General features: G+C 60.2%; 20 protein-coding genes. 13 read left to right on the forward strand and 7 right to left on the reverse strand.

Annotated features, from left to right (window positions below):
- Nucleotides 1–11 precede the first annotated feature (11 nt).
- The 4 genes from crcB to SGN16_RS18430 form a co-directional block, all read right to left on the reverse strand.
- Nucleotides 12–386, reverse strand: a complete 375-nt coding sequence (gene crcB, locus SGN16_RS18415) for a fluoride efflux transporter CrcB (protein ID WP_134924965.1) — start codon at nt 384–386, stop codon at nt 12–14.
- Nucleotides 383–1,708 carry a replication-associated recombination protein A gene (locus SGN16_RS18420; protein ID WP_335944330.1) on the reverse strand — a complete coding sequence of 442 codons (1,326 nt, stop codon included), beginning with the start codon at nt 1,706–1,708 and terminating at the stop codon, nt 383–385. Before SGN16_RS18420 ends, crcB begins: the two co-directional genes overlap by 4 nt.
- 168 nt (nt 1,709–1,876) lie before the next feature.
- Nucleotides 1,877–2,500 carry an outer membrane lipoprotein chaperone LolA gene (gene lolA, locus SGN16_RS18425; protein WP_003180104.1) on the reverse strand — a complete coding sequence of 208 codons (624 nt, stop codon included), beginning with the start codon at nt 2,498–2,500 and terminating at the stop codon, nt 1,877–1,879.
- 56 nt (nt 2,501–2,556) lie between these two features.
- Entirely contained in the window at nt 2,557–4,962 is a 2,406-nt protein-coding gene (locus SGN16_RS18430) for a DNA translocase FtsK (protein WP_210639420.1), read from the reverse strand.
- 319 nt (nt 4,963–5,281) lie between these two features.
- Here SGN16_RS18430 and trxB point away from each other — a divergent pair, with 319 nt between their 5' ends.
- The 4 genes from trxB to infA all read left to right on the forward strand — a co-directional run bounded on the left by trxB (nt 5,282) and on the right by infA (nt 8,100).
- The gene (gene trxB / locus SGN16_RS18435; protein WP_210639421.1) at nt 5,282–6,241 is read left to right on the forward strand and encodes a thioredoxin-disulfide reductase; all 960 of its coding nucleotides are present in this window, start codon (nt 5,282–5,284) and stop codon (nt 6,239–6,241) included.
- Between the two features lie 72 nt (nt 6,242–6,313).
- Complete coding sequence (gene aat, locus SGN16_RS18440; protein WP_335944331.1) at nt 6,314–6,994, forward strand: leucyl/phenylalanyl-tRNA--protein transferase; 681 nt, start codon at nt 6,314–6,316, stop codon at nt 6,992–6,994.
- Between the two features lie 57 nt (nt 6,995–7,051).
- Nucleotides 7,052–7,759 (forward strand): arginyltransferase, encoded by a 708-nt coding sequence (locus SGN16_RS18445; protein WP_210639423.1) that lies wholly within the window; start codon nt 7,052–7,054, stop codon nt 7,757–7,759.
- 122 nt (nt 7,760–7,881) lie between these two features.
- Entirely contained in the window at nt 7,882–8,100 is a 219-nt protein-coding gene (infA, locus tag SGN16_RS18450) for a translation initiation factor IF-1 (protein ID WP_002553999.1), read from the forward strand.
- Nucleotides 8,101–8,385: 285 nt separating this feature from the next.
- Here the strand turns inward: infA and clpA are convergent, their stop codons facing one another.
- Together clpA and clpS are read right to left on the reverse strand one after the other, a co-directional pair.
- Nucleotides 8,386–10,656 carry an ATP-dependent Clp protease ATP-binding subunit ClpA gene (clpA, locus tag SGN16_RS18455; RefSeq protein WP_003203340.1) on the reverse strand — a complete coding sequence of 757 codons (2,271 nt, stop codon included), beginning with the start codon at nt 10,654–10,656 and terminating at the stop codon, nt 8,386–8,388.
- 29 nt (nt 10,657–10,685) lie between these two features.
- Nucleotides 10,686–11,048: an ATP-dependent Clp protease adapter ClpS gene (gene clpS / locus SGN16_RS18460; protein ID WP_003180089.1), complete on the reverse strand. Its 363-nt coding sequence runs from the start codon at nt 11,046–11,048 to the stop codon at nt 10,686–10,688.
- A 240-nt stretch (nt 11,049–11,288) separates the two neighbouring features.
- Here clpS and cspD point away from each other — a divergent pair, with 240 nt between their 5' ends.
- Nucleotides 11,289–11,540 (forward strand): cold shock domain-containing protein CspD, encoded by a 252-nt coding sequence (gene cspD / locus SGN16_RS18465; protein ID WP_335944532.1) that lies wholly within the window; start codon nt 11,289–11,291, stop codon nt 11,538–11,540.
- A 76-nt stretch (nt 11,541–11,616) separates the two neighbouring features.
- Here the strand turns inward: cspD and icd are convergent, their stop codons facing one another.
- A complete protein-coding gene (icd, locus tag SGN16_RS18470) occupies nt 11,617–12,873 on the reverse strand; it encodes an NADP-dependent isocitrate dehydrogenase (protein WP_210639424.1) in 1,257 nt (418 codons plus the stop codon).
- A gap of 481 nt (nt 12,874–13,354) precedes the next feature.
- Here icd and SGN16_RS18475 point away from each other — a divergent pair, with 481 nt between their 5' ends.
- From SGN16_RS18475 to SGN16_RS18510, 8 genes are all read left to right on the forward strand, one after another.
- Complete coding sequence (locus tag SGN16_RS18475; RefSeq protein ID WP_335944332.1) at nt 13,355–15,580, forward strand: NADP-dependent isocitrate dehydrogenase; 2,226 nt, start codon at nt 13,355–13,357, stop codon at nt 15,578–15,580.
- Nucleotides 15,581–15,798: 218 nt separating this feature from the next.
- Entirely contained in the window at nt 15,799–16,245 is a 447-nt protein-coding gene (locus SGN16_RS18480) for an NUDIX hydrolase (RefSeq protein ID WP_210639426.1), read from the forward strand.
- Between the two features lie 59 nt (nt 16,246–16,304).
- Nucleotides 16,305–17,429, forward strand: a complete 1,125-nt coding sequence (gene mnmA / locus SGN16_RS18485) for a tRNA 2-thiouridine(34) synthase MnmA (RefSeq protein ID WP_210639427.1) — start codon at nt 16,305–16,307, stop codon at nt 17,427–17,429.
- On the forward strand, nt 17,426–18,049 hold the full coding sequence (gene hflD / locus SGN16_RS18490) for a high frequency lysogenization protein HflD (protein WP_210639428.1): 624 nt from the start codon (nt 17,426–17,428) through the stop codon (nt 18,047–18,049). The genes mnmA and hflD overlap by 4 nt, the downstream gene beginning before the upstream one ends.
- Nucleotides 18,050–18,173: 124 nt before the next feature.
- Nucleotides 18,174–19,544 carry an adenylosuccinate lyase gene (gene purB, locus SGN16_RS18495; protein WP_210639429.1) on the forward strand — a complete coding sequence of 457 codons (1,371 nt, stop codon included), beginning with the start codon at nt 18,174–18,176 and terminating at the stop codon, nt 19,542–19,544.
- Between the two features lie 84 nt (nt 19,545–19,628).
- Nucleotides 19,629–20,795: a cupin domain-containing protein gene (locus tag SGN16_RS18500; protein ID WP_335944333.1), complete on the forward strand. Its 1,167-nt coding sequence runs from the start codon at nt 19,629–19,631 to the stop codon at nt 20,793–20,795.
- Nucleotides 20,788–21,213: a GNAT family N-acetyltransferase gene (locus SGN16_RS18505; protein ID WP_072339633.1), complete on the forward strand. Its 426-nt coding sequence runs from the start codon at nt 20,788–20,790 to the stop codon at nt 21,211–21,213. The genes SGN16_RS18500 and SGN16_RS18505 overlap by 8 nt, the downstream gene beginning before the upstream one ends.
- 241 nt (nt 21,214–21,454) lie before the next feature.
- Entirely contained in the window at nt 21,455–22,216 is a 762-nt protein-coding gene (locus SGN16_RS18510) for a secretin N-terminal domain-containing protein (RefSeq protein WP_210639431.1), read from the forward strand.
- Nucleotides 22,217–22,448: the final 232 nt, after the last annotated feature.

Below are 22,448 nucleotides of genomic sequence, written 5' to 3' on the forward strand. Positions count from 1 at the left end.
GTCTCTCGTTATCAAAGTTTGGTCAAGGACAGGCCGGCCCAGGTGGCGAGCAGCCCGCCGAATACGCTGATGGCCGCATAGCCCAGGGCCAGCGGCACTTGCCCGCTTTCCAGCAAGCGCACCGTATCCAGTGAAAAGGATGAAAAGGTCGTCAGGCCGCCAAGAAAGCCGACGATCAGGCCCGCACGCACCTCGATCGGCACTTCCGGGCGCATCAAAAACAGACCGTATAGAACACCGATCAGCAGACAGCCCACGATATTAACGGCCAGCGTCGCGGTATAGAAGTGCCGCGGCCAATTTGCGTTGATCCAGTTGCCAGTCGCGAAGCGCACCAATGTACCGGCAATGCCACCGGCGGAAACTGCAAGAATCAGGGGGATCAAGGTTTTCTCCGCTGCCGTGGACTCAAGCGGTCCAATTGCGCCAAGTGGTTGAGCTTCTCGCCGATCTTCAGCTCCAGGCCACGGGGCACCGGCTGATAGAAGCGCTGGGGTTCAAGTTCTTCGGGAAAATAGTCTTCGCCGGCGGCATAGGCGTCCGGTTCATCGTGAGCGTAACGGTACTCATCGCCATAGCCCAGTTGCTTCATGAGCTTGGTCGGCGCGTTGCGCAGGTGCAACGGCACTTCGAGGGAACCATGCTCGGTGGCGCTGCGCATCGCGGCCTTGAAGCCCATGTACACCGCATTGCTTTTCGGCGCGCAGGCCAGGTAGGTGATGGCCTGGGCCACAGCGAGCTCGCCTTCCGGGCTACCCAGGCGCTCCTGCACATCCCAGGCCGCCAGGCACAGGCTCAGGGCCCGTGGGTCGGCGTTGCCGATGTCTTCACTGGCCATGCGCACCACCCGCCGCGCCAGATACAACGGATCGCAACCACCGTCGATCATTCGCGCGAACCAATACAAGGCCGCGTCGGGGTTGGAACCGCGGATGGATTTGTGCAGCGCCGAAATCTGGTCGTAGAACGCCTCGCCGCCCTTATCGAAGCGCCGACGGGTGTCGCCCAACAGGCTTTGCAGCAGCTCGACGTCGATCTCGCTATTGTCTTCGGCCAGGTCCGAGGCGTTTTCCAGCAGGTTGAGCAAGCGCCGGCCATCGCCATCGGCGGCCGAAAACAGGATCTGGAAGCCTTCATCGCTGAGGCTCAGCTGGCGCTTGCCCAGGCCACGTTCTTCAGTCAGCGCCCGATGCACCAGCTTGCGCATCGCCGCTTCGTCGAGGCTCTTGAGCACATAGACCCGCGCCCGGGACAACAACGCGTTATTGAGTTCGAACGAGGGGTTTTCGGTGGTCGCGCCGATAAAGATCAGCGTGCCATCTTCAACGTAAGGCAGGAACGCATCCTGTTGCGATTTGTTGAAACGGTGCACTTCGTCGACGAACAGGATGGTGCGCTTGCCGTACTGGCCGGCCTGCTGCTTGGCCACTTCCACCGCCTGGCGGATTTCCTTGACCCCGGCCAGCACCGCCGAAACCGTTTCGAAATGGGCATCCGAGACTTCCGCCAACAACCGCGCCAGGGTCGTCTTGCCCACACCCGGCGGGCCCCAGAAAATCATCGAATGCAGCGCGCCCTGCTCCAGCGCTTCGCGCAGAGGCTTGCCGCGAGCGAGCACATGCTCCTGGCCGACGTACTCATCCAGGTTGGTCGCGCGCAGGCGGGCGGCCAATGGCTGGGCAATCGGGGCGCTTCGAAACAGGTCCATGATTACTTACAAAACCTCCGCTGGGTCCTGTTGCCGATCAGTTAAACAACGAACAACGCAGCCCCCTGTGGGAGCGAGCTTGCTCGCGATAGCGGCGTGTCAGTCAACATTAATACTGACTGATCCAACGCCATCGCGAGCAAGCTCGCTCCCACAAGGACTTTGGGTTTATTCCTGGATCACATCGGCACCCTTGGGGATGTCGAACTTGAACTTGGACGCGGCGATCGGCTCGTTGGCCTTGACCCCGGTGAACAGGATATTGGTGCGCTGGCCGACGCTGTCGATCAGTTGCATGTCGTTGACCAGGCCGTTGCGGAACGACAAGCGCAGGTTGTCGAACAGGCTGTCCTTGGTCTTGGGCTTGAGGGTGAAGTCAATCACGCCACCGGCTTCCTTGGCGCTGATGTCGAAGCTCTGGCTGATCTTGGAAATATCGCCGGAGAGCAGCAATGCCGGGGTCTGGGTCAGGCGCTGGTCGAGGGTCTTGATGGTGACCTGCTCCAGGTCCGGGTCCCACAGGGAGACTTTCTTGCCATCGGAGACCATCAATTGCTCGGCCGGTGCATCGGTGTGCCAGTAGAACAGGCCCGGACGCTGCAGGGCCATGTCGCCGGCGGTCTCCTGCAACTGGGTGCCGCTGCCGTCGAGGGTCAGTTGGGAGAAGCGTGCGGTCAGGGTCTGGGAACGCTCCAGTAACTGGGTCAGGCGGGCCACATCCTTTTCATCGGCGTGGGCCGACAAGGTGGTCAGGGCCAGTACGGGCAACAGCAACATGCGAATCAGGCGCATGGGAGTCCTCATGAAGTCGTGGGGGTCGAGCGGCCTGTACCAGGCCGCTCGGGTCGTTAGTCGCGCATCGGGCCCGGCGCCAGCACTTCGCGCGAACCGTTGGTGTTCATCGCCGTCACCACACCGGCCATCTCCATGGCTTCGATCATGCGTGCGGCGCGGTTGTAACCGATCTTGAGCTTGCGCTGAACGGCAGAAATCGAGGCCCGACGGCTTTCCAGGACGAACTGCACCGCTTCGTCATAGAGCGCATCGGTTTCAGCATCGTCGTCACCGCCGCCGCTGCTGCCTTCGAAGCCACTGCCGGCTTCTTCGACACCGTTGAGGATGTCGTCGTTGTACTCAGGGGCGCCACGCAGCTTCCAGGCCTCCACCACGCGGTGTACTTCGTCATCGGAGACAAAGGCGCCGTGGACACGGATCGGCAGGCTGGTACCCGGCGGCATGTAGAGCATGTCACCGTGACCGAGCAATTGCTCGGCGCCGCCCTGGTCGATGATGGTCCGCGAATCGATCTTGCTCGACACTTGGAACGCCATGCGGGTCGGGATGTTGGCCTTGATCAGGCCGGTGATCACGTCCACCGACGGCCGCTGGGTCGCAAGAATCAAGTGGATACCGGCGGCACGGGCCTTCTGGGCAATACGGGCGATCAGCTCTTCGACCTTCTTGCCGACGATCATCATCATGTCGGCGAATTCGTCCACCACTACCACGATGGTCGGCAGCTTGTGCAGGAACGGCGCTTCATCGTGGATGTTTTCGCGGTGATACAGCGGGTCGGTCAGTGGCGTACCGGCCTCTTCGGCTTCCCTGACCTTGGCGTTGAAGCCCGACAGGTTACGCACGCCCATCTTCGCCATCAGCTTGTAGCGGCGTTCCATCTCCGCGACGCTCCAGCGCAGGGCGTTGGCGGCGTCCTTCATGTCGGTGACCACCGGACACAGCAGGTGCGGAATACCTTCGTAGATCGACAGCTCGAGCATTTTCGGGTCGATCATGATCAGCTTGGCGTCTTCCGGGCCGGACTTGAACAGAATCGACAGGATCATCGCGTTCACACCCACCGACTTACCGGAACCGGTGGTACCGGCCACCAGCAAGTGGGGCATTTTCGCCAGGTCGGTGATCACCGGCTTACCGCCGATGTCGTGGCCCAGGGCCAAGGTGACCGGCGATTTGTGGTTGTCGTACTCGGGGGTCGACAGCACTTCGGAGAAGCGCACGATCTGCCGGTCTTCGTTGGGAATCTCGATGCCCACGGTGGTCTTGCCGGGAATCACTTCCACCACCCGTACGCTGGTCACGGCCAGGGAACGCGCCAGGTCCTTGGCCAGGTTGGCGATGCGACTGACCTTCACGCCGGCGGCCGGCTGGATTTCATAACGGGTGATGACCGGGCCCGGGTGGATCGAATCCACCGAAACCTCGACGCCGAACTCCTTGAGCTTGATCTCCAGCAAGTGGCCGACAGCCGCCAGGGATTCGGGGGAATAGTTGAGCTGTTTCTTTTCAGCCGGGTCCAGGATCGAGATCGGCGGCAAGGTGCCTTCCACCGCGCTGTCGACGAACAGCGGCGCCTGTTTCTCTTTCTGCACCCGCTTGCTCTGCTCCGGCGGCTTGGCCGGGGCCATGGTAATGACCGGCGGTACCTGCTTCTCACGCTCGGACATGTGCTTGCTCAACGCCTGCTCGCGCTCGATCAGGCGCTCCTTGACCTTGGCCTGCTCGCGTTTGTCCGGCGTCGTCGGGGCCACTACGTCGTGGACCCGGTCGTCGACTTCACGCAATTGCGCCACCAGTTGCTTGCGCTCGGTGCGTGCTGCCCACCAGCGGTTCATGGCGCCCTGGATCAGTTCGATCAGGTCGAGGGTGATCTTGCCGGTGACGTCCATGACCTTGAACCATGACAGGTCGGTGAACACCGTCAGACCGAACAGGAACAGGGCGATGAACAGCAACGTGCTGCCCTGGATGTTCAGGGCGTTCTTGGCCAGGTCGCCGAGGCTTTCCCCCAGCGCGCCACCCGCCCCGGCCGGCAGGCCGGTGGGCGCGTGGAAGTGGATATGGGCCAGCGCGGCCCCAGACAGCACCAGGAACACCAGGCCGATCAGGCGCCAGGAGAACAGCCAGCCGCTCCACTGCCATGGCTCGTGGCGCTGGCGGAAGATCTGATAAGCCTTGATCGCCAGCAGCAGCGGGAAAATATAGGCGAAATAGCCCAGCACCATGAACAGGATGTCGGCGCTGTAAGAGCCGGCCGGACCGCCGAAATTCTGCACATCGTCGATCTTGCTGTTATGGCTCCAGCCCGGATCGTCCTTGCCATAGGTCAGCAAGGCCATCATGAGGAACAGGCACAAGGCACCGATGGCGATCAATGCACCTTCCTTGAGCCGGTAGTGCAATTGCTGGCGCCAGAGCGGAACGACTGTTTTAGGTGCTGCGGTGGATTTCTTCAAAACGCTTCTTTTCCTGCGCCAACGGCGCGTCCATCTGTTGAATGACTATAAAAAACTGCCCATCACGAGCAGGTAAAAAAGTGAATGTGCACAACCGGTACTACTTTTACCACTGTGACATGCATCCAGAAAACCGCAGGTGTTGCCGAAGATTCCGATCTTTAGCCCATCCTGCGTGCAAAACTCAAGCATTGTACGGGTTTGTCAGCCCCAAGGCATTGCCCGTACGCCGAGTGACAGCATAGCCAGAAACATGCTGCACAAGGGCCAATTGGAGCATGCATTCTCTTTTGTGACAAAGGCTTATGAGGTGTTTTTTATGAGCGAAGTGAAGCATTCACGCCTGATCATTCTCGGTTCCGGTCCTGCTGGGTATAGCGCCGCTGTCTATGCCGCCCGCGCCAACCTCAAACCCGTTGTCATTACCGGCTTGCAGGCCGGTGGCCAGCTCACCACCACGGTGGAAGTCGATAATTGGCCCGGCGATGTCGAAGGCCTCACCGGCCCGGCACTGATGGAGCGCATGCAGCGGCACGCCGAGCGCTTCGACACTCAGATCGTCTACGACCATATCCACACCGCCAAGTTGCAACAACGCCCATTCGTGCTCATCGGCGACAGCGGCACCTACACCTGTGACGCGCTGATCATCGCCACCGGCGCTTCGGCCCAGTACCTGGGCCTGCCCTCGGAGGAAACCTTCGCCGGCAAAGGCGTTTCAGCCTGTGCAACCTGCGATGGTTTTTTCTATCGAAACCAGGTGGTGGCCGTGGTCGGCGGCGGTAACACCGCGGTCGAAGAAGCTTTGTACCTGTCGAACATCGCCAGGGAGGTGCACCTGATCCACCGCCGCGACAAGCTGCGCTGCGAGAAAATATTGCAGGATAAACTCTTCGAAAAAGCCACCAACGGCAACATCCAGCTGCACTGGAAGCAGAATCTGGATGAAGTCCTGGGCGACGCCAGCGGCGTGACCGGCGCACGCCTGCGGCACAGCGAGACTGGCGAAACCAGCACCTTGTCCCTGGCCGGGGTGTTCATCGCCATTGGTCACAAACCCAACACCGAGCTGTTCCAGGGCCAGTTGAACATGCGCGACGGCTACCTGCTCGTGCGCGGCGGCAGCGAGGGCAACGCCACCGCGACCGATATTGAAGGTGTATTCGCGGCTGGCGATGTAGCCGATCATGTCTACCGCCAAGCCATTACCTCTGCCGGCGCCGGCTGCATGGCTGCACTCGACGCGGAGAAGTATCTCGATGACATCCCTGCCGCTTGACGGTTAACCTTCAGGTGGGCTCCCGTCTATCGGGCAGGCCCACCGCCCTCCCCTTCTGCAAGCCGAATAACGATGCTGACCTGGTTACAACGCAATACTTTTGATTTCCCGCCATTGGCAAAAGCCATGCGCGAACCCAACGGGCTATTGGCCGCCGGTGGCGACCTGTCTGCCGACCGACTGATCCAGGCCTATCGCCATGGCTGCTTCCCCTGGTTTTCCGAGGGCCAACCGATTTTGTGGTGGTCCCCAGACCCACGCACCGTGCTGTTTCCCGACGAACTGCATGTGTCCCGCAGCCTGGGCAAGCTTTTACGCAAGCGGCGCTATGAAGTGACCTTCGACACCGACTTTGCGGCGGTCATCAAGGCCTGCGCCGAGCCGCGGGACTATGCCGATGGCACCTGGATCACCGAAGCCATGCAGACCGCTTATCTGGAGCTGCACCGGCGCGGCTTCGCCCATTCGGTAGAGGTCTGGGACCAGGGCCAACTGGTGGGCGGCCTGTACGGCCTGGCCATGGGGCAGCTGTTTTTTGGCGAGTCCATGTTCAGTCGAGCCGACAATGCGTCGAAATTCGGCTTCGCGACGCTGGTCCAACACCTCAAGGCGGCTGGTTTTGTGCTGATCGACTGCCAGATGCCCACCGAGCATCTGCACAGCCTGGGCGCCCGCTCGATTCCACGGACCGAGTTTGCTGGCTATCTCAAGGCCCATCTGGATCAACCCAACCACGCAACCTGGGTTTGCTGAGCGACATTCGCGCGCGTGGCTTACACTTAAATTTAAAAGCTTATCCGAGGGTTGATCATGACCGAGTTGGCGCGTTTGAAGTTCTATGCCACTCAGCCTCACTCTTGCAGTTACCTGCCCGAGGAGCAGGCCACCACGCTGTTCCTCGACCCCAGCCAGCCCATGGATGTGCATGTCTATGCAGACCTGTCGGAGATGGGCTTTCGTCGCAGCGGCGATCACCTCTACCGGCCCCATTGCCAACATTGCAATGCGTGCGTTCCGGCGCGCATTCCCGTGGCTCAATTTACCCCCAATCGCCAGCAGAAGCGCATCTTCAAGCGCAACGCCGACCTGCAGGTCCGGCCGGCCAAGCCGCAGTTCAGCGAAGAATATTTCGACCTGTACCAACGCTATATCGAGCAACGCCACGCCGATGGCGATATGTACCCGCCCAGTCGCGATCAGTTTTCGACCTTTCTGGTGCGTGACCTGCCGTTTTCCCGATTCTATGAGTTCCGCCTCGAAGGACGCTTGGTGGCCATCGCCGTCACGGACCTGCTGCCCAATGGCCTTTCAGCGGTGTATACCTTCTATGAACCAGACGAAGAACGGCGCAGCCTGGGGCGTTTTGCCATTCTCTGGCAAATCAACGAAGCCCGGCGCCTGGGGCTGGAAGCGGTATACCTGGGCTACTGGATCAAGAACTGCAAAAAAATGAATTACAAGACCCAATATCGCCCCATTGAACTGCTGATTAATCAGCGATGGGTTGTCCTCAGCTAGAACCCTTCGGCTTAAACGTTAGAACCCCTTGGCTTGCCCCCCCTTTTTCGGGCACAATGCACGCCGCTTTTGCCTGGCGCAGTTGCACCGGGCCATTCACTGGATACCGAGGGCTTTACTGCATGTCGAAAGAAGACAGCTTCGAAATGGAAGGCACTGTCGTCGACACCCTGCCCAACACCATGTTTCGTGTGGAGTTGGAAAATGGGCACGTCGTAACCGCGCATATCTCCGGCAAGATGCGCAAGAACTACATTCGTATTCTTACCGGTGACAAAGTGCGCGTCGAGCTGACGCCCTATGACTTGAGCAAAGGGCGCATCACTTACCGCGCTCGCTAACAAGTCAATACAAAACGCCCGGCTGATGCCGGGCGTTTTTGTTTGCCCGCGATTTGCCCCTCTCTCCATGAACACACAAAACCCTGTGGGAGCGAGCTTGCACGCGATAGCGGTGGATCAGCCCGCACCGATGCCGAATGTACCGTCACCATCGCGAGCAAGCTCGCTCCCACAGGGGATTGGCGGTGAAACACAATTTTGTGCCATGCACCCATAGGGTTTGGTGCGGGCTCGGAATAGCAAAAAGGCGCCTTTCGGCGCCTTTTGCTTTGTTGCTGGTATCGATCAGGCCATTTCGGCCGTGGTTTCGAAGTCGAAGGTCAGTTCGCCGTCCTTGATGTCGATGTGGACCACACCGCCATGTTCGGCCAATTCGCCAAAGAGGATTTCCTCGGCCAGCGGACGCTTGATCTTGTCCTGGATCAGGCGAGCCATTGGTCGTGCCCCCATCGTCACATCGTAACCACCTTCGGCCAGCCAGCTGCGAGCCGCGTCGGTGACCTCCAGCAGCACACGCTTGTCTTCGAGCTGCGCCTGAAGCTCGGTAAGGAACTTGTCCACCACGCTTTTGATGACCTCATGGCTGAGGCGACCAAACTGGATAATGGTGTCCAGGCGATTGCGGAACTCAGGCGTGAAGCTCTTCTTGATCACTTCCATCGCATCGGACGAATGGTCCTGATGGGTGAAACCGATCGAAGCGCGCGCGGCGGTTTCGGCACCGGCGTTTGTGGTCATGATGATGATCACGTTGCGGAAGTCCGCCTTGCGCCCGTTGTTATCGGTCAGCGTACCGTGGTCCATGACCTGCAGCAGCAGGTTGAAGACTTCCGGATGCGCCTTCTCGATCTCATCGAGCAACAGCACGCAGTGTGGCTGCTTGGTGATAGCTTCGGTCAGCAGGCCGCCCTGGTCGAAGCCGACATAGCCCGGAGGCGCACCGATCAGACGCGACACGGTGTGGCGCTCCATGTACTCGGACATGTCGAAGCGAACCAGCTCGATCCCCATCGCCTTGGCCAGTTGCCGCGCCGCCTCGGTCTTGCCGACCCCAGTAGGCCCAGCGAACAGGAAGGAACCCACCGGCTTGTCTGGCGATTTGAGACCGGCGCGAGACAGCTTGATAGCAGTCGACAGTGAATCGATGGCTGCATCCTGACCGAACACGGTCAGCTTCAGGTCACGCTCCAGGTTACGCAGCAGCTCCTTGTCGGAACTGGTGACGTGCTTAGGCGGAATCCGCGCGATTTTCGCCACGATGTCCTCGACTTGAGGCACTTCGATGCGTTTGACGCGTTTCTCCACCGGCTGCAGGCGCTGGTAGGCACCCGCCTCGTCGATGACGTCGATGGCCTTGTCCGGCATGTGCCGGTCATTGATGTAGCGCGAGGCCAGTTCCGCCGCTGCACGCAGGGCTTCATCACTGTATTCGATGTTGTGGTGCAGCTCGAACCGCCCTTTCAGGCCGCGCAGGATGCCAATGGTGTCTTCCACCGAAGGCTCCGACACATCGACCTTCTGGAAGCGTCGGGCCAGGGCACGGTCTTTCTCGAAGATCCCGCGAAATTCCTGGAACGTCGTCGAACCGATGCAACGGATATCACCCGATGACAGCAACGGCTTGAGCAGGTTGGAGGCATCCATGACACCACCGGAGGCAGCCCCGGCACCGATGATGGTGTGGATTTCATCGATGAACAGGATCGCTTGCGGACGTTTTTTCAGCTCGCCGAGCAACGCTTTGAAGCGCTTCTCGAAGTCGCCGCGGTACTTGGTGCCAGCCAGCAAGGCACCCAGGTCGAGGGAATAGACCACGCTGTTGGCCAGCAGGTCCGGCACCTGGTTGTCGACGATGCGTTTGGCCAGGCCTTCGGCAATCGCCGTCTTGCCCACGCCCGCCTCGCCCACCAGCAGGGGATTGTTCTTGCGACGCCGAGCCAGGATCTGCGCAACGCGCTCGACCTCGGCCTCGCGTCCTACCAGTGGATCGATGCGTCCCTGGCGTGCCAGCTCGTTCAGATTGCTGGCATAGGCGTCCAGTGGATTGCCCGAAGAAGAAGACTCACCGCCCTCGTCGTCCTGCATATCCTGCTCACCCTCGGAGTGATCGCCATGCCCGGGCACCTTGGAGATGCCATGGGCGATGTAGTTGACGACATCGATGCGCGCAACGCTCTGCTGCTTGAGCAGGAAAACCGCCTGGCTTTCCTGTTCGCTGAAGATAGCGACCAGCACATTGGCGCCGGTGACTTCACGCTTGCCCGAGCTCTGTACATGAAAGACAGCACGCTGCAGGACACGCTGGAAGCCCAGGGTTGGCTGGGTTTCCCGATCCTCGTCATGCACGGGGATCAGCGGCGTGGTGGAGTCAATGAACTCCTGCAGATCATGCTTGAGTTTATCGAGGTTCGCGCCGCAGGCACGCAAAACGGTGGCGGCAGCCTCGTTATCCAATAGGGCCAGCAAAAGGTGCTCGACGGTCATGAATTCATGACGCTTCGAACGAGCCTCCTTGAAGGCAAGATTGAGGGTGACTTCGAGCTCGCGGTTTAACATAGCTTCACCTCATACCCAAGTGGTCGGCGTTAACCGTCCTTCTCGATTTCACAGAGTAGCGGATGCTGGCTTTCCCGGGCGTACTGGTTGACCTGCATGGCCTTTGTCTCGGCGATGTCGCGGGTAAACACTCCACATACTGCCCGTCCCTCTGTATGGACGGCCAGCATGACCTTGGTCGCCAGCTCGCGATTCAGGTTAAAAAACACCTCGAGCACTTCGACGACGAAATCCATCGGTGTGTAGTCATCGTTGAACAAAACCACCTTGTACATCGGTGGCGCCTGTAATGCAGGCTTTGCCTCCTGAACAGCGATGCCTGCGGAATCGTCGTCGTGTAGATCCGGGCGATCCTGATTGAATGTTAGTCGAATCTGGCTGACTGCATGCATGGAAAGAAAGGTTCGTTTAGTTGGCGAATACAGTGATGGGGGCGCTTGCGGGCTATTTCAACCACGACAACCCGGTCACCTTGACTATCGGCAAAACGGTGTTACAACCAATAGAGCCCATCGTGGGTCAAAAAGGTCCGTGGAATCTATCCTGTCAACAGATTAGCCTGCGGATGAACTGGATGATACTCCAGTGATGGAGTGTGTTGCAGAGGGATATGGTTTATGTCGGTCGTCAAGATGAATGGCAAGGTGAAATGGTTCAACAATGCCAAGGGCTTCGGTTTCATTATCGCCGCCGGCATGGATGAAGACCTGTTCACCCATTACTCGGCAATCAACATGGATGGTTATAAAACCCTGAAGGCCGGACAGCCTGTGAAATTCGACGTCATCCAGGGACCCAAGGGCCTGCACGCGGTCAATATCGAGGCGCTCACCGCTGAAGAGGCACCCGTACCTGTCAAGACCAGAGTCACTGAGAACCATTGACCGGCTGTCGCCTCCCGGACAAAAAATGCCCGACTCGATCACTCGAGCCGGGCATTGTTGCTGAGCGTCGATACGCTTACATGTGCGAGATCAGCGCATCGCCGAAGCCCGAGGACGAAACCAGCTTGGCGCCCTCCATCAGACGTTCGAAGTCATAGGTCACGGTCTTGGCCGAAATCGCGCCGTTGGTGCCCTTGATGATCAGGTCGGCCGCTTCGATCCATCCCATGTGGCGCAGCATCATTTCAGCCGACAGGATCAGCGACCCCGGGTTGACCTGATCCTTGCCCGCGTACTTGGGCGCAGTGCCATGGGTGGCTTCGAACATTGCCACGGTGTCAGACAGGTTGGCACCCGGCGCAATGCCGATACCACCCACTTCCGCCGCCAGGGCGTCGGAGAGATAGTCGCCGTTGAGGTTCAGGGTCGCAATCACGTCATATTCGGCCGGACGCAGCAGGATCTGCTGGAGCATGGCGTCGGCAATGGCGTCCTTGACGATGACATTCTTGCCAGTCCTCGGGTTCTTGAACTGCATCCACGGCCCGCCGTCGAGCAGGGTCGCGCCAAACTCCTCGGCCGCCACTTCGTAGGCCCATTCCTTGAAGGCACCTTCGGTGAACTTCATGATGTTGCCTTTGTGCACGATGGTCAGCGAATCGCGATCATTGTCGACAACATATTGCAAGGCCTTGCGAGCCAGGCGCTTGGTGCCCTGCTTGGAAACCGGCTTGATGCCGATGCCGCAGTCCTGGTCGAAACGGATCTTGGTCACACCCATTTCTTCTTTCAGGAACTTGATGACCTTGGTGGCTTCAGGCGAACCGGCCTTCCACTCGATGCCAGCGTAGATGTCTTCGGAGTTCTCGCGAAAGATCGTCATGTCCACGTCGCCAGGCTTCTTGACCGGGCTGGGTACACCTTCGAACCAGCGCACCGGGCGCAGGCACACATACAGGTCAAGCTGCTGGCGCAGAGCCACGTTCAACGAACGGATACCACCACCGACCGGCGTGGTCAGCGGCCCCTTGATGGAAACCACGTAGTCCTTGACCGCGTCCAGGGTTTCCTGGGGGAGCCAGGTGTCCTGGTCGTAAACCTGAGTCGCTTTCTCACCGGCATAGACTTCCATCCAGGAAATCTTGCGCTTGCCGCCATAGGCCTTCTGAACCGCAGCGTCCACAACCTTGATCATGACCGGACTGATATCGACGCCAATGCCGTCGCCTTCGATGAAGGGGATGATCGGGTTGTCGGGAACATTAAGAGAATGGTCTGCATTGACGGTGATTTTGTCACCGACGGCTGGAACCTGAATCTTTTGATACCCCATGCTGAACTCCATTGCTTGGATTGAACATCTGGCTGCGTTCGAGCGTACCCCAGTTGAATCGGCGCGCAAACCCTACGTTCGGCTCATGCGGCATAAAGCGCCGCAGTTGGTGGTGTACAAGCCTGAAAAACAAGGGAAAAGCGCCAAACATGAGCATAGCCTGCCACCGTCGTCCTGCGACGTTTAGACCAATGGACGTGTACGGAAGTCTATGAACCATCGGCAGATTGCCAGCTACCTATGTATAATGCCGCCGCTGACCACAGGGTCACGACGGCCGACGGCTCTACGACAGGACTTTCGGCCCGTAAAAAGCCGGACCGTTACCGCGGCCCGACCGCTTGACGCTCGACTGATGCACCCAACATCACCGCGAAGAAACCTCGACATTCGGCTCATGGATGACTTTGAACGAACGCGCTTACCCGGCGCCCCTCGAGTTTCTGCGCATGCTTTAGCAAAGAAGAGAGTTAATCCGAATATGCCCACCCGCTCGAAGATCATCTATACCTTCACCGACGAAGCTCCCGCCCTCGCCACCTATTCGCTGCTGCCGATCGTCGAAGCCTTTACCGCTCCGGCCGATATCGCCGTGGAAACCCGCGATATCTCCCTCGCAGGGCGCATCCTGGCCAGCTTCCCCGAGCAACTGGGTGACAAAGCCGTAGCCGACCACCTCGCCGAACTGGGCGACCTGGCCGTTACGCCTGAAGCCAACATCATCAAGCTGCCGAACATCAGCGCCTCGGTGCCGCAACTGCAGGCCGCGATCAAGGAATTGCAGGCCCAGGGCTACGCGCTGCCGGACTACCCGGAAACCGTAACCAGCGACGCCGACAAAGAAGCCAAGGCCCGCTACGATAAAATCAAGGGCAGCGCCGTGAACCCGGTCCTGCGTGAAGGCAACTCCGACCGCCGCGCACCACTGTCGGTCAAGAACTACGCGCGCAAGCACCCGCACAAGATGGGCGCCTGGGCAGCCGACTCCAAGTCCCACGTGGCCCACATGAGCACTGGTGATTTCTACGGCAGCGAAAAAGCCGCCCTGATCGACGCCGCCGGCAGCGTGAAAATCGAGCTGATCGCCCAGGACGGCACCGCCACTGTCCTGAAGGAAAAAACCACCGTACAAGCCGGTGAGATCCTCGACTGCGCCGTGATGAGCAAAAACGCCCTGCGCGACTTCATCGCCGCTGAAATCGAAGACGCCAAGCAAAAAGGCGTCCTGCTGTCGGTTCACCTCAAGGCCACCATGATGAAGGTCTCCGACCCGATCATGTTCGGCCAGATCGTCGCCGAGTTCTATAAAGAAGCCCTGGCCAAGCACGCCCAAGTGCTGGAGCAGATCGGCTTCAACCTGAACAACGGCATCGGCGACCTGTACGCCCGCATCAAGGCCCTGCCGGCCGAGCAGCAGGCGCAGATCGAAGCCGACATCCAGGCGGTCTACGCGGCGCGCCCATCCCTGGCAATGGTCAACTCCGACAAAGGCATCACCAACCTGCACGTGCCGAGCGACGTCATCGTCGACGCCTCGATGCCGGCCATGATCCGTGACTCCGGCAAGATGTGGGGCACCGACGGCCAGTTGCACGACACCAAGGCTGTGATCCCGGATCGCTGCTACGCCACCATCTACCAGGCGGTGATCGAAGACTGCAAGCAACACGGCGCCTTCGACCCAACCACCATGGGCAGCGTGCCGAACGTCGGCCTGATGGCCAAGAAAGCCGAAGAGTACGGTTCCCACGACAAGACCTTCCAGGTCAAGGTCAACGGCGTGGTGCGCGTTTCCGACAGCAACGGTCGCACCCTGCTGGAGCAGAACGTCGAGGCTGGCGACATCTTCCGCATGTGCCAGACCAAGGACGCGCCAATCCAGGACTGGGTCAAACTGGCCGTCAACCGTGCCCGCGCCAGCAGCACCCCGGCGATTTTCTGGCTCGACCCAATGCGCGCCCATGACGGTGTGGTGATCGAAAAAGTCCAGACTTACCTGAAGGACTACGACACTGCCGGCCTGGACATCCGCATCATGTCGCCGGTCGACGCGATGAAGTTCACCCTGGCCCGCACCCGCGAAGGCAAGGACACCATTTCGGTGACCGGCAACGTGCTGCGCGACTACCTGACCGACCTGTTCCCGATCATGGAACTGGGCACCAGCGCCAAGATGCTGTCCATCGTGCCGCTGATGAACGGCGGTGGCCTGTTCGAAACCGGCGCCGGCGGTTCGGCACCCAAGCACGTTCAGCAACTGCTGGAAGAGAACTTCCTGCGTTGGGATTCCCTGGGTGAGTTCCTGGCCCTGGCCGCCTCCCTCGAGCATCTGGGCGTGACCTACAACAACCCTAAAGCCCTGGTGCTGGCCAAGACCCTGGACCAGGCTACCGGTGAGTTCCTGGACCGCAACAAGTCGCCTTCGCGCAAGGTCGGCGGTATCGACAACCGTGGCAGCCACTTCTACCTGACCCTGTTCTGGGCCCAGGCACTGGCCGCTCAAAACGACGATGCAGCCCTCAAGGCTCAGTTCACCGCCCTGGCCAAGACGCTGACCGACAACGAAGAGAAAATCGTTGCCGAACTCAACGCCGTTCAAGGCAAGCCCGTGGACATCGGCGGTTACTACTTCGCCAACCCTGAGCTGACCAGCAAGGCCATGCGCCCGAGCGCCACCTTCAACGCGGCGATTGCTGCGCTGGTGTAAGGTTGTAAGGGAACATCACAAACCCCGGCCTGGTGCCGGGGTTTGTGTTTCCGGACACACCATATTTCCCCTGACAACACAATATTCCCCTGCGGGAGCGAGCTTGCTCGCGATAGCGATATAACATTCAACATTGATATTGACTGACCCACCGCTATCGCGAGCAAGCTCGCTCCCACAGTGGCCCGCATTCCAATCTGAGAAATCTAGGAAACGCTATGGACTGGAAACCCCACATCACCGTCGCCACCATCGTCGAAAACAACGGCCGCTTCCTGATGGTGGAGGAGTCCAAAGGCGGACGCGCAGTGCTCAACCAGCCCGCCGGCCACCTGGACCCGGACGAAACCTTGATCGAAGCCGCCGTGCGTGAAACCCTGGAGGAAACCGGCTGGGACGTCGAACTCACCAACGTGGTGGGCATTTACCTGTACACCGCCCCCAGCAACGGCGTGACCTACCAGCGGGTCTGTTTCGCCGCCAAGGCCTTGAACCACCGCCCCGACTATCAATTGGACGACGGCATCCTCGGCGCCAAATGGCTGAGCCGTGACGAACTGCTCGAACAGCGCGACCACTGGCGCAGCGAGCTGATCATCCGCTGCATCGACGATTATCTGGCCGGTCATCGCCACAGCCTGACGCTGATCCGTCCTTCTCTTTAGCCTTGTGCGCCCGGGCCTGATAGAATCGCGTCCTTTTTCAAGACACTCATTGAACTCCTATGCGTGATCCAGCCCCTTCTGACACCCCCAAGAAGCGCGTCATTGTCGGCATGTCCGGCGGCGTGGACTCTTCCGTTTCCGCCCTACTGCTGATCGAGCAGGGTTATGAGGTGGAAGGCCTGTTCATGAAGAACTGGGAAGAAGACGACGGAACCGAATACTGCACCGCCATGGACGACCTCGCGGACGCCCAGGCCGTGTGCGACAAGATCGGCATCAAGCTGCACACCGCCAACTTCGCCGCCGAGTACTGGGACAACGTGTTCGAACACTTCCTGGCCGAATACAAGGCCGGCCGCACGCCGAACCCGGACATCCTGTGCAACCGTGAAATCAAGTTCAAGGCGTTCCTCGACTACGCCATGATGCTCGGCGCCGACCTGATCGCCACCGGCCACTACGTGCGCCGCCGCGACATCGACGGGCGTACCGAGCTGCTCAAGGGCCTGGACCCGAACAAGGACCAGAGCTACTTCCTGCACGCCGTCGGTGGCGAACAGATTGCCAAGACCCTGTTCCCGGTAGGCGAACTGGAAAAGCCCGAAGTGCGTGCGATCGCTGAAAAACACCAGCTCGCCACCGCCAAGAAGAAGGACTCCACCGGCATCTGCTTCATCGGCGAGCGCCGCTTCAGCGACTTCCTCAAGCAGTACCTGCCGGCCCAGCCAGGCGAGATCAAGACCACCGAAGGCGAGGTCATCGGCCGCCACCATGGCCTGATGTACCACACCATCGGCCAGCGCCAGGGCCTGGGCATCGGCGGCTTGAAGGATGCCGGCGAAGAGCCGTGGTACGTGTTGATCAAGGACCTGGAGCACAACGAGCTGATCGTCGGCCAGGGCAACGACCATCCGTGGCTGTTTTCCCGCGCCCTGCTCGCCTCCGACATCTACTGGGTCAACCCGGTCGACCTCAGCGAACCGCGCCGCCTGACGGCCAAGGTGCGCTACCGCCAGAGCGACCAACCCTGCACCTTGGAAAAAACCGCCACGGGCTACCGGGCCATTTTCGATGATCCCCAGCGCGCTGTCACACCCGGTCAGTCCGTGGTGTTCTACGACGGCGAAATTTGCCTGGGCGGTGGCGTGATCGAAGTCGCAGAGCCCTGGAGCAGCAAGGCATGACCCCGATTCAAGAGCAACTGACGGCATTGGGCGGCGTGTTTCTCGCCGCCGTGCTGGTGGACCGGATCGCCAAGACCGGCCAGGCCACCGAAGCGGGCCTGAGCTGCATGCTCGGCAGCTTGCTGGTTCGCGACCCCAAGGACACCCTGGAAGTCTACGGTGGCGACGACCTGAACCTGCGTGAAGGTTACCGTGCGCTGGTCGGCGCCCTGGAGCGCGACCCCAGCGCCCTGCAACGCGAGCCGCTGCGTTATGCCCTGTCGATGCTGGGTCTTGAACGTCAGTTGGCCAAGCGCGACGACTTGCTGGAGACCATCGGCAAACGCCTGCCGCAGATCCAATCCCAGGTCGAACACTTCGGCCCGTCCCACGAAAACGTCATCGCCGCCTGCGGCGCGCTGTACCAGGACACCCTGAGCACCCTGCGCCAGCGCATCCAGGTGCACGGCGACATGCGCAACCTGCAGCAACCGAGCAACGCCTCCAAGATCCGCGCCCTGTTGCTGGCCGGGATTCGCTCGGCACGGCTGTGGCGGCAATTGGGCGGCCATCGCTGGCAGTTGGTGATCAGCCGCCGCAAATTGCTGAAAGAGCTTTACCCGTTGATGCGCAACGAATAAGTCGCCTCAACCCACTTTTGTACATCGTTACGCGTAATACGCCGGTCAGTTGGCGACGGACCGGCGCTGGTTTTCATGTATGATACGCGCCCCATTTCGTTGCCCGACTGTCCGAGAACACCCCATGCAGCTCTCTTCGCTCACTGCGGTTTCCCCTGTTGACGGCCGCTACGCCGGCAAAACCCAGGCCCTGCGCCCGATTTTCAGCGAGTACGGCTTGATCCGTGCCCGTGTCCTGGTTGAAGTGCGCTGGCTCCAGCGCCTGGCCGCCCACCCTGCCATCAGCGAAGTCCCGGCGTTTTCCGCCGAAGCCAACGCGGTACTGAACACCCTGGCAGAGAACTTTGTGCTGGAGCACGCCGAGCGCGTCAAAGAGATCGAGCGCACCACCAACCACGACGTCAAGGCCATCGAATACCTGCTCAAGGAGCAGGCGGCCAAGCTGCCGGAGCTGGCCAACGTCAGCGAATTCATCCACTTCGCCTGCACCAGCGAGGACATCAACAACCTGTCCCACGCCCTGATGCTGCGCGAAGGCCGTGATGAGGTGATGTTGCCGCTGATGCGCCAGACCGCCCAGGCCATCCGCGAGCTGGCAATCCGCTTCGCCGACGTACCGATGCTGTCGCGCACCCACGGTCAACCGGCTTCGCCGACCACCTTGGGCAAGGAACTGGCGAACGTGGTGTATCGCCTGGAGCGCCAGATCGCCCAGGTCGCCGCCGTGCCGCTGCTGGGCAAGATCAACGGCGCCGTGGGCAACTACAACGCCCACCTGTCGGCCTACCCGGACATCGACTGGGAAGCCAACGCCCGCGCCTTCATCGAAGACGAGCTGGGCCTGAGCTTCAACCCGTACACCACCCAGATCGAACCGCACGACTACATCGCCGAGCTGTTCGACGCGATCGCCCGTTTCAACACCATCCTGATCGACTTCGACCGTGACATCTGGGGCTACATCTCCCTGGGGTATTTCAAGCAGCGCACCATTGCCGGTGAAATCGGTTCCTCGACCATGCCGCACAAGGTCAACCCGATCGACTTCGAAAACTCCGAAGGCAACCTGGGCATCGCCAACGCGCTGTTCCAGCACCTGGCGAGCAAACTGCCGATCTCCCGCTGGCAGCGCGACCTGACTGACTCCACCGTGCTGCGTAACTTGGGCGTGGGTTTTGCCCACAGCGTCATTGCCTACGAAGCCAGCCTCAAGGGCATCAGCAAGCTGGAATTGAACGAGCAGAAAATCGCCGCCGACCTGGACGCATGCTGGGAAGTCCTGGCCGAGCCGATCCAAACGGTGATGCGTCGCTACAACATCGAAAACCCGTATGAAAAGCTGAAAGAACTGACCCGTGGCAAGGGCATCAGCCCTGAAGCGTTGCAGACTTTCATCGATGGCCTGGACATGCCCGCCGACGCCAAGGCAGAGCTGAAAAAGCTGACCCCGGCCAGCTATATCGGCAACGCAGCGGCACAAGCCAAGCGCATCTGATACATCGCTTTACCTTTGAGACGCCCGGCCGCGCCGGGCGTTTTTATTCGCGGCTGAAAAGTAATTTTTTTCAATAGGTTACACATGAATCCTGATATTCCTCTGCAACTCCTGGGCGGCATCACGGCACGGGAGTTCCTGCGCGACTACTGGCAGAAAAAACCGCTGCTGATCCGTCAGGCGATTCCTGACTTCCAAAGCCCCCTGGATGCCGACGAACTGGCCGGTTTGGCGCTGGAAGAAGAAGTCGAATCGCGCCTGGTGATCGAGCACGGCGAACGTCCCTGGGAATTGCGCCGCGGCCCGTTCGCCGAAGATGAATTCAGCAAACTGCCGGAGCGCGAGTGGACCCTGCTGGTGCAGGCCGTCGACCAGTTCGTACCGGAGGTCAGCGAACTGCTGGAGCACTTCCGCTTCCTGCCGAGCTGGCGCATCGACGATGTGATGATCAGCTTCGCTGCCCCCGGCGGCAGTGTTGGCCCGCACTTCGATAACTACGACGTGTTCCTGCTGCAAGGCCATGGCCAGCGCAACTGGAAAATTGGCCAGATGTGCGACTCCGAAACCCCGCTGCTGCAGCACGCTGACCTGCGCATCCTCGCCGACTTCGAGGCCACCGACGAGTGGACCCTGGAACCGGGCGACATGCTCTATCTGCCGCCGCGCCTGGCCCATTGCGGCGTAGCCGTGGATGACTGCATGACCTACTCGGTGGGCTTCCGGGCGCCGAGCGCGGCCGAAGTGCTGACCCACTTCACCGATTTCCTCAGCCAGTTCCTGCCGGACGAAGAGCGCTACACCGACGCCGATGCGCGGCCCGTGGCCGACCCGCACCAGATCCAGCACGATGCCCTCGACCGCCTCAAGGGCCTGCTGGCCGAGCACATGAGCGACGAGCGCTTGCTACTGACCTGGTTCGGCCAGTTCATGACCGAGCCGCGCTACCCGGAACTGGTGGTGGGGCCGGAGCTGGAAGAAGACGACCTGCTGGCCGGCCTGGAACAAGGCGCAGTGATCATCCGCAACCCAAGCGCGCGCCTGGCCTGGTCGGAAGTCGATGATGACCTGCTGTTGTTCGCCAGCGGCCAAAGCCGTTATCTGCCAGGCAAGCTGCGCGAGCTGTTGAAAATGATCTGCGCCGCCGACGCCCTGCACAGCGAAAACCTTGGCCCGTGGCTGACCGATGAAGACGGCCGCGGCCTGATCTGCGAGCTGATCAAGCAAGGTAGCCTGGGGTTCGCCGATGAATAAAATTCACGTTCGTGTCGCAGACTGGCAAAAGGACAACGCCGAGATCCGGCGCATTCGTGAGACCGTGTTCATTGCCGAGCAATCCGTCCCGCCTGAGCTGGAATGGGATGCCGATGACCAGAGCGCGGTGCATTTTTTGGCGTTTGAAGGCGACTTCCCCATCGGCACAGCGCGCCTGTTGACCGACGGCCATATCGGCCGTGTTTCGGTCCTCAAGGACTGGCGCGGCCTGAAGGTGGGCGATGCACTGATGCACGCCGTGATCGCCGAAGCCGAGAAACGCGGGCTCAAGCAACAGATGCTCAGCGCCCAGGTGCATGCCACGCCGTTCTATGAGCGCCTGGGTTTTGCCGTGGTCAGTGAGGAGTTCCTGGAAGCCGGAATTCCTCATGTGGACATGGTTCGCCATTCGGCCTGAAACCGCAGCGCGGCCATCGCGAGCAAGCTCGCTCCCACAGGGACCTGCGGTGAACAGAGATTTCGTGTACATCACTATTCCAATGTGGGAGCGAGCTTGCTCGCGATGAGGCCCTGAAGAACACCACAAAACGCCCCGCCATCCACCGATGTCGGGGCGTTTTGCCGTCTACCATTCAACTTGCCCCACCCCAGGCCGACAAACTGGCAATATCAAGCCTTTGTCTCGCGGAGAAATGGACATGTCCCTACGCACCCTGCTCACCACCCTGCTGCTCGGCTGCAGCCTGTCGGTCATGGCGGACACGCAAATCGTGCCGCTGAATTACCGCACCAGCGCCGACCTGTTGCCGGTGGCGCAGAATTTCATTGGCAAGGATGGTCAGGTCAGCGCCTACGGCAATCAACTGATCGTCAATGCCGAGCCGGGCAAGATCGAAGAGCTCCGGCAATTGCTCGCCCAATTGGATACCGCTCCCAAGCGCCTGCTGATTACGGTCGATACCAATGAAAACAACCTGCAGGGCGACCAGGGTTACTCGATCAATGGCGCCGCCCCCAGCCAGACCCGCATCATCAACCGCAGCACCGCCAGCCGTGAAGGCGGCGTGCAGCAGATACAAGCCAGCGAAGGCCAGCCGGCGTTGATCCAGGTAGGCCAGAGCGTGCCGTTCACCAGCACCCAGAGCGACAACTACGGGCGCATGCAAAGCCAGACCGAATACCGCAACGTCACCCAGGGTTTTTATGTCACGGCCAGCGTCACCGGCGAGACCGTTCATCTGAGTATCAGCACCAACCGTGACCGCATGAGCCAGGAACGTCCCGATGTAGTGAACGTTCAGAGCACCGACACAACTGTCAGCGGACGTCTGGGAGAATGGATCACCCTGGCTGGGGTCAATCGCCAGAATCAGGCAGACAAACAGGGCCTGACCCGCAGCTACTCGACCCAGGGCCGCGATGACATGATTTTGCGGGTCAAGGTCGACACCCTGAACTGAAGCACCAAAAACTGACTGATGAGTCGTATTAGACCAAAGATGTAGTGCCACAAAAAAAGCACTACAAAACGTTTGACGAGCCCAAAAACCGAAGGCATGATGGCCTCGCTCCCGCTAATCAGGGGCCCTGGCAAGGGCCTTCGGGTCGACGCTTGCAACTACCCTGCGAGCCGATTCGTGTCTGTACCGCCCACAAGGTGTGTTTGACGAGGTTGCGACTGGAACGAAGTTG

The organism is Pseudomonas sp. G166 (assembly GCF_037027455.2).
Lineage (GTDB): Bacteria > Pseudomonadota > Gammaproteobacteria > Pseudomonadales > Pseudomonadaceae > Aquipseudomonas.

Coding starts and splice junctions, on each gene's coding strand:
- SGN16_RS18420 (WP_335944330.1), bottom strand. CDS start 1,708: ATGGACCTGTTTCGAAGCGCCCCGATTGCCCAGCCATTGGCCGCCCGC.
- lolA (WP_003180104.1), bottom strand. CDS start 2,500: ATGCGCCTGATTCGCATGTTGCTGTTGCCCGTACTGGCCCTGACCACC.
- trxB (WP_210639421.1), top strand. CDS start 5,282: ATGAGCGAAGTGAAGCATTCACGCCTGATCATTCTCGGTTCCGGTCCT.
- aat (WP_335944331.1), top strand. CDS start 6,314: ATGCTGACCTGGTTACAACGCAATACTTTTGATTTCCCGCCATTGGCA.
- SGN16_RS18445 (WP_210639423.1), top strand. CDS start 7,052: ATGACCGAGTTGGCGCGTTTGAAGTTCTATGCCACTCAGCCTCACTCT.
- infA (WP_002553999.1), top strand. CDS start 7,882: ATGTCGAAAGAAGACAGCTTCGAAATGGAAGGCACTGTCGTCGACACC.
- clpA (WP_003203340.1), bottom strand. CDS start 10,656: ATGTTAAACCGCGAGCTCGAAGTCACCCTCAATCTTGCCTTCAAGGAG.
- clpS (WP_003180089.1), bottom strand. CDS start 11,048: ATGCATGCAGTCAGCCAGATTCGACTAACATTCAATCAGGATCGCCCG.
- cspD (WP_335944532.1), top strand. CDS start 11,289: ATGAATGGCAAGGTGAAATGGTTCAACAATGCCAAGGGCTTCGGTTTC.
- icd (WP_210639424.1), bottom strand. CDS start 12,873: ATGGGGTATCAAAAGATTCAGGTTCCAGCCGTCGGTGACAAAATCACC.
- SGN16_RS18475 (WP_335944332.1), top strand. CDS start 13,355: ATGCCCACCCGCTCGAAGATCATCTATACCTTCACCGACGAAGCTCCC.
- SGN16_RS18480 (WP_210639426.1), top strand. CDS start 15,799: ATGGACTGGAAACCCCACATCACCGTCGCCACCATCGTCGAAAACAAC.
- mnmA (WP_210639427.1), top strand. CDS start 16,305: ATGCGTGATCCAGCCCCTTCTGACACCCCCAAGAAGCGCGTCATTGTC.
- hflD (WP_210639428.1), top strand. CDS start 17,426: ATGACCCCGATTCAAGAGCAACTGACGGCATTGGGCGGCGTGTTTCTC.
- purB (WP_210639429.1), top strand. CDS start 18,174: ATGCAGCTCTCTTCGCTCACTGCGGTTTCCCCTGTTGACGGCCGCTAC.
- SGN16_RS18500 (WP_335944333.1), top strand. CDS start 19,629: ATGAATCCTGATATTCCTCTGCAACTCCTGGGCGGCATCACGGCACGG.
- SGN16_RS18505 (WP_072339633.1), top strand. CDS start 20,788: ATGAATAAAATTCACGTTCGTGTCGCAGACTGGCAAAAGGACAACGCC.
- SGN16_RS18510 (WP_210639431.1), top strand. CDS start 21,455: ATGTCCCTACGCACCCTGCTCACCACCCTGCTGCTCGGCTGCAGCCTG.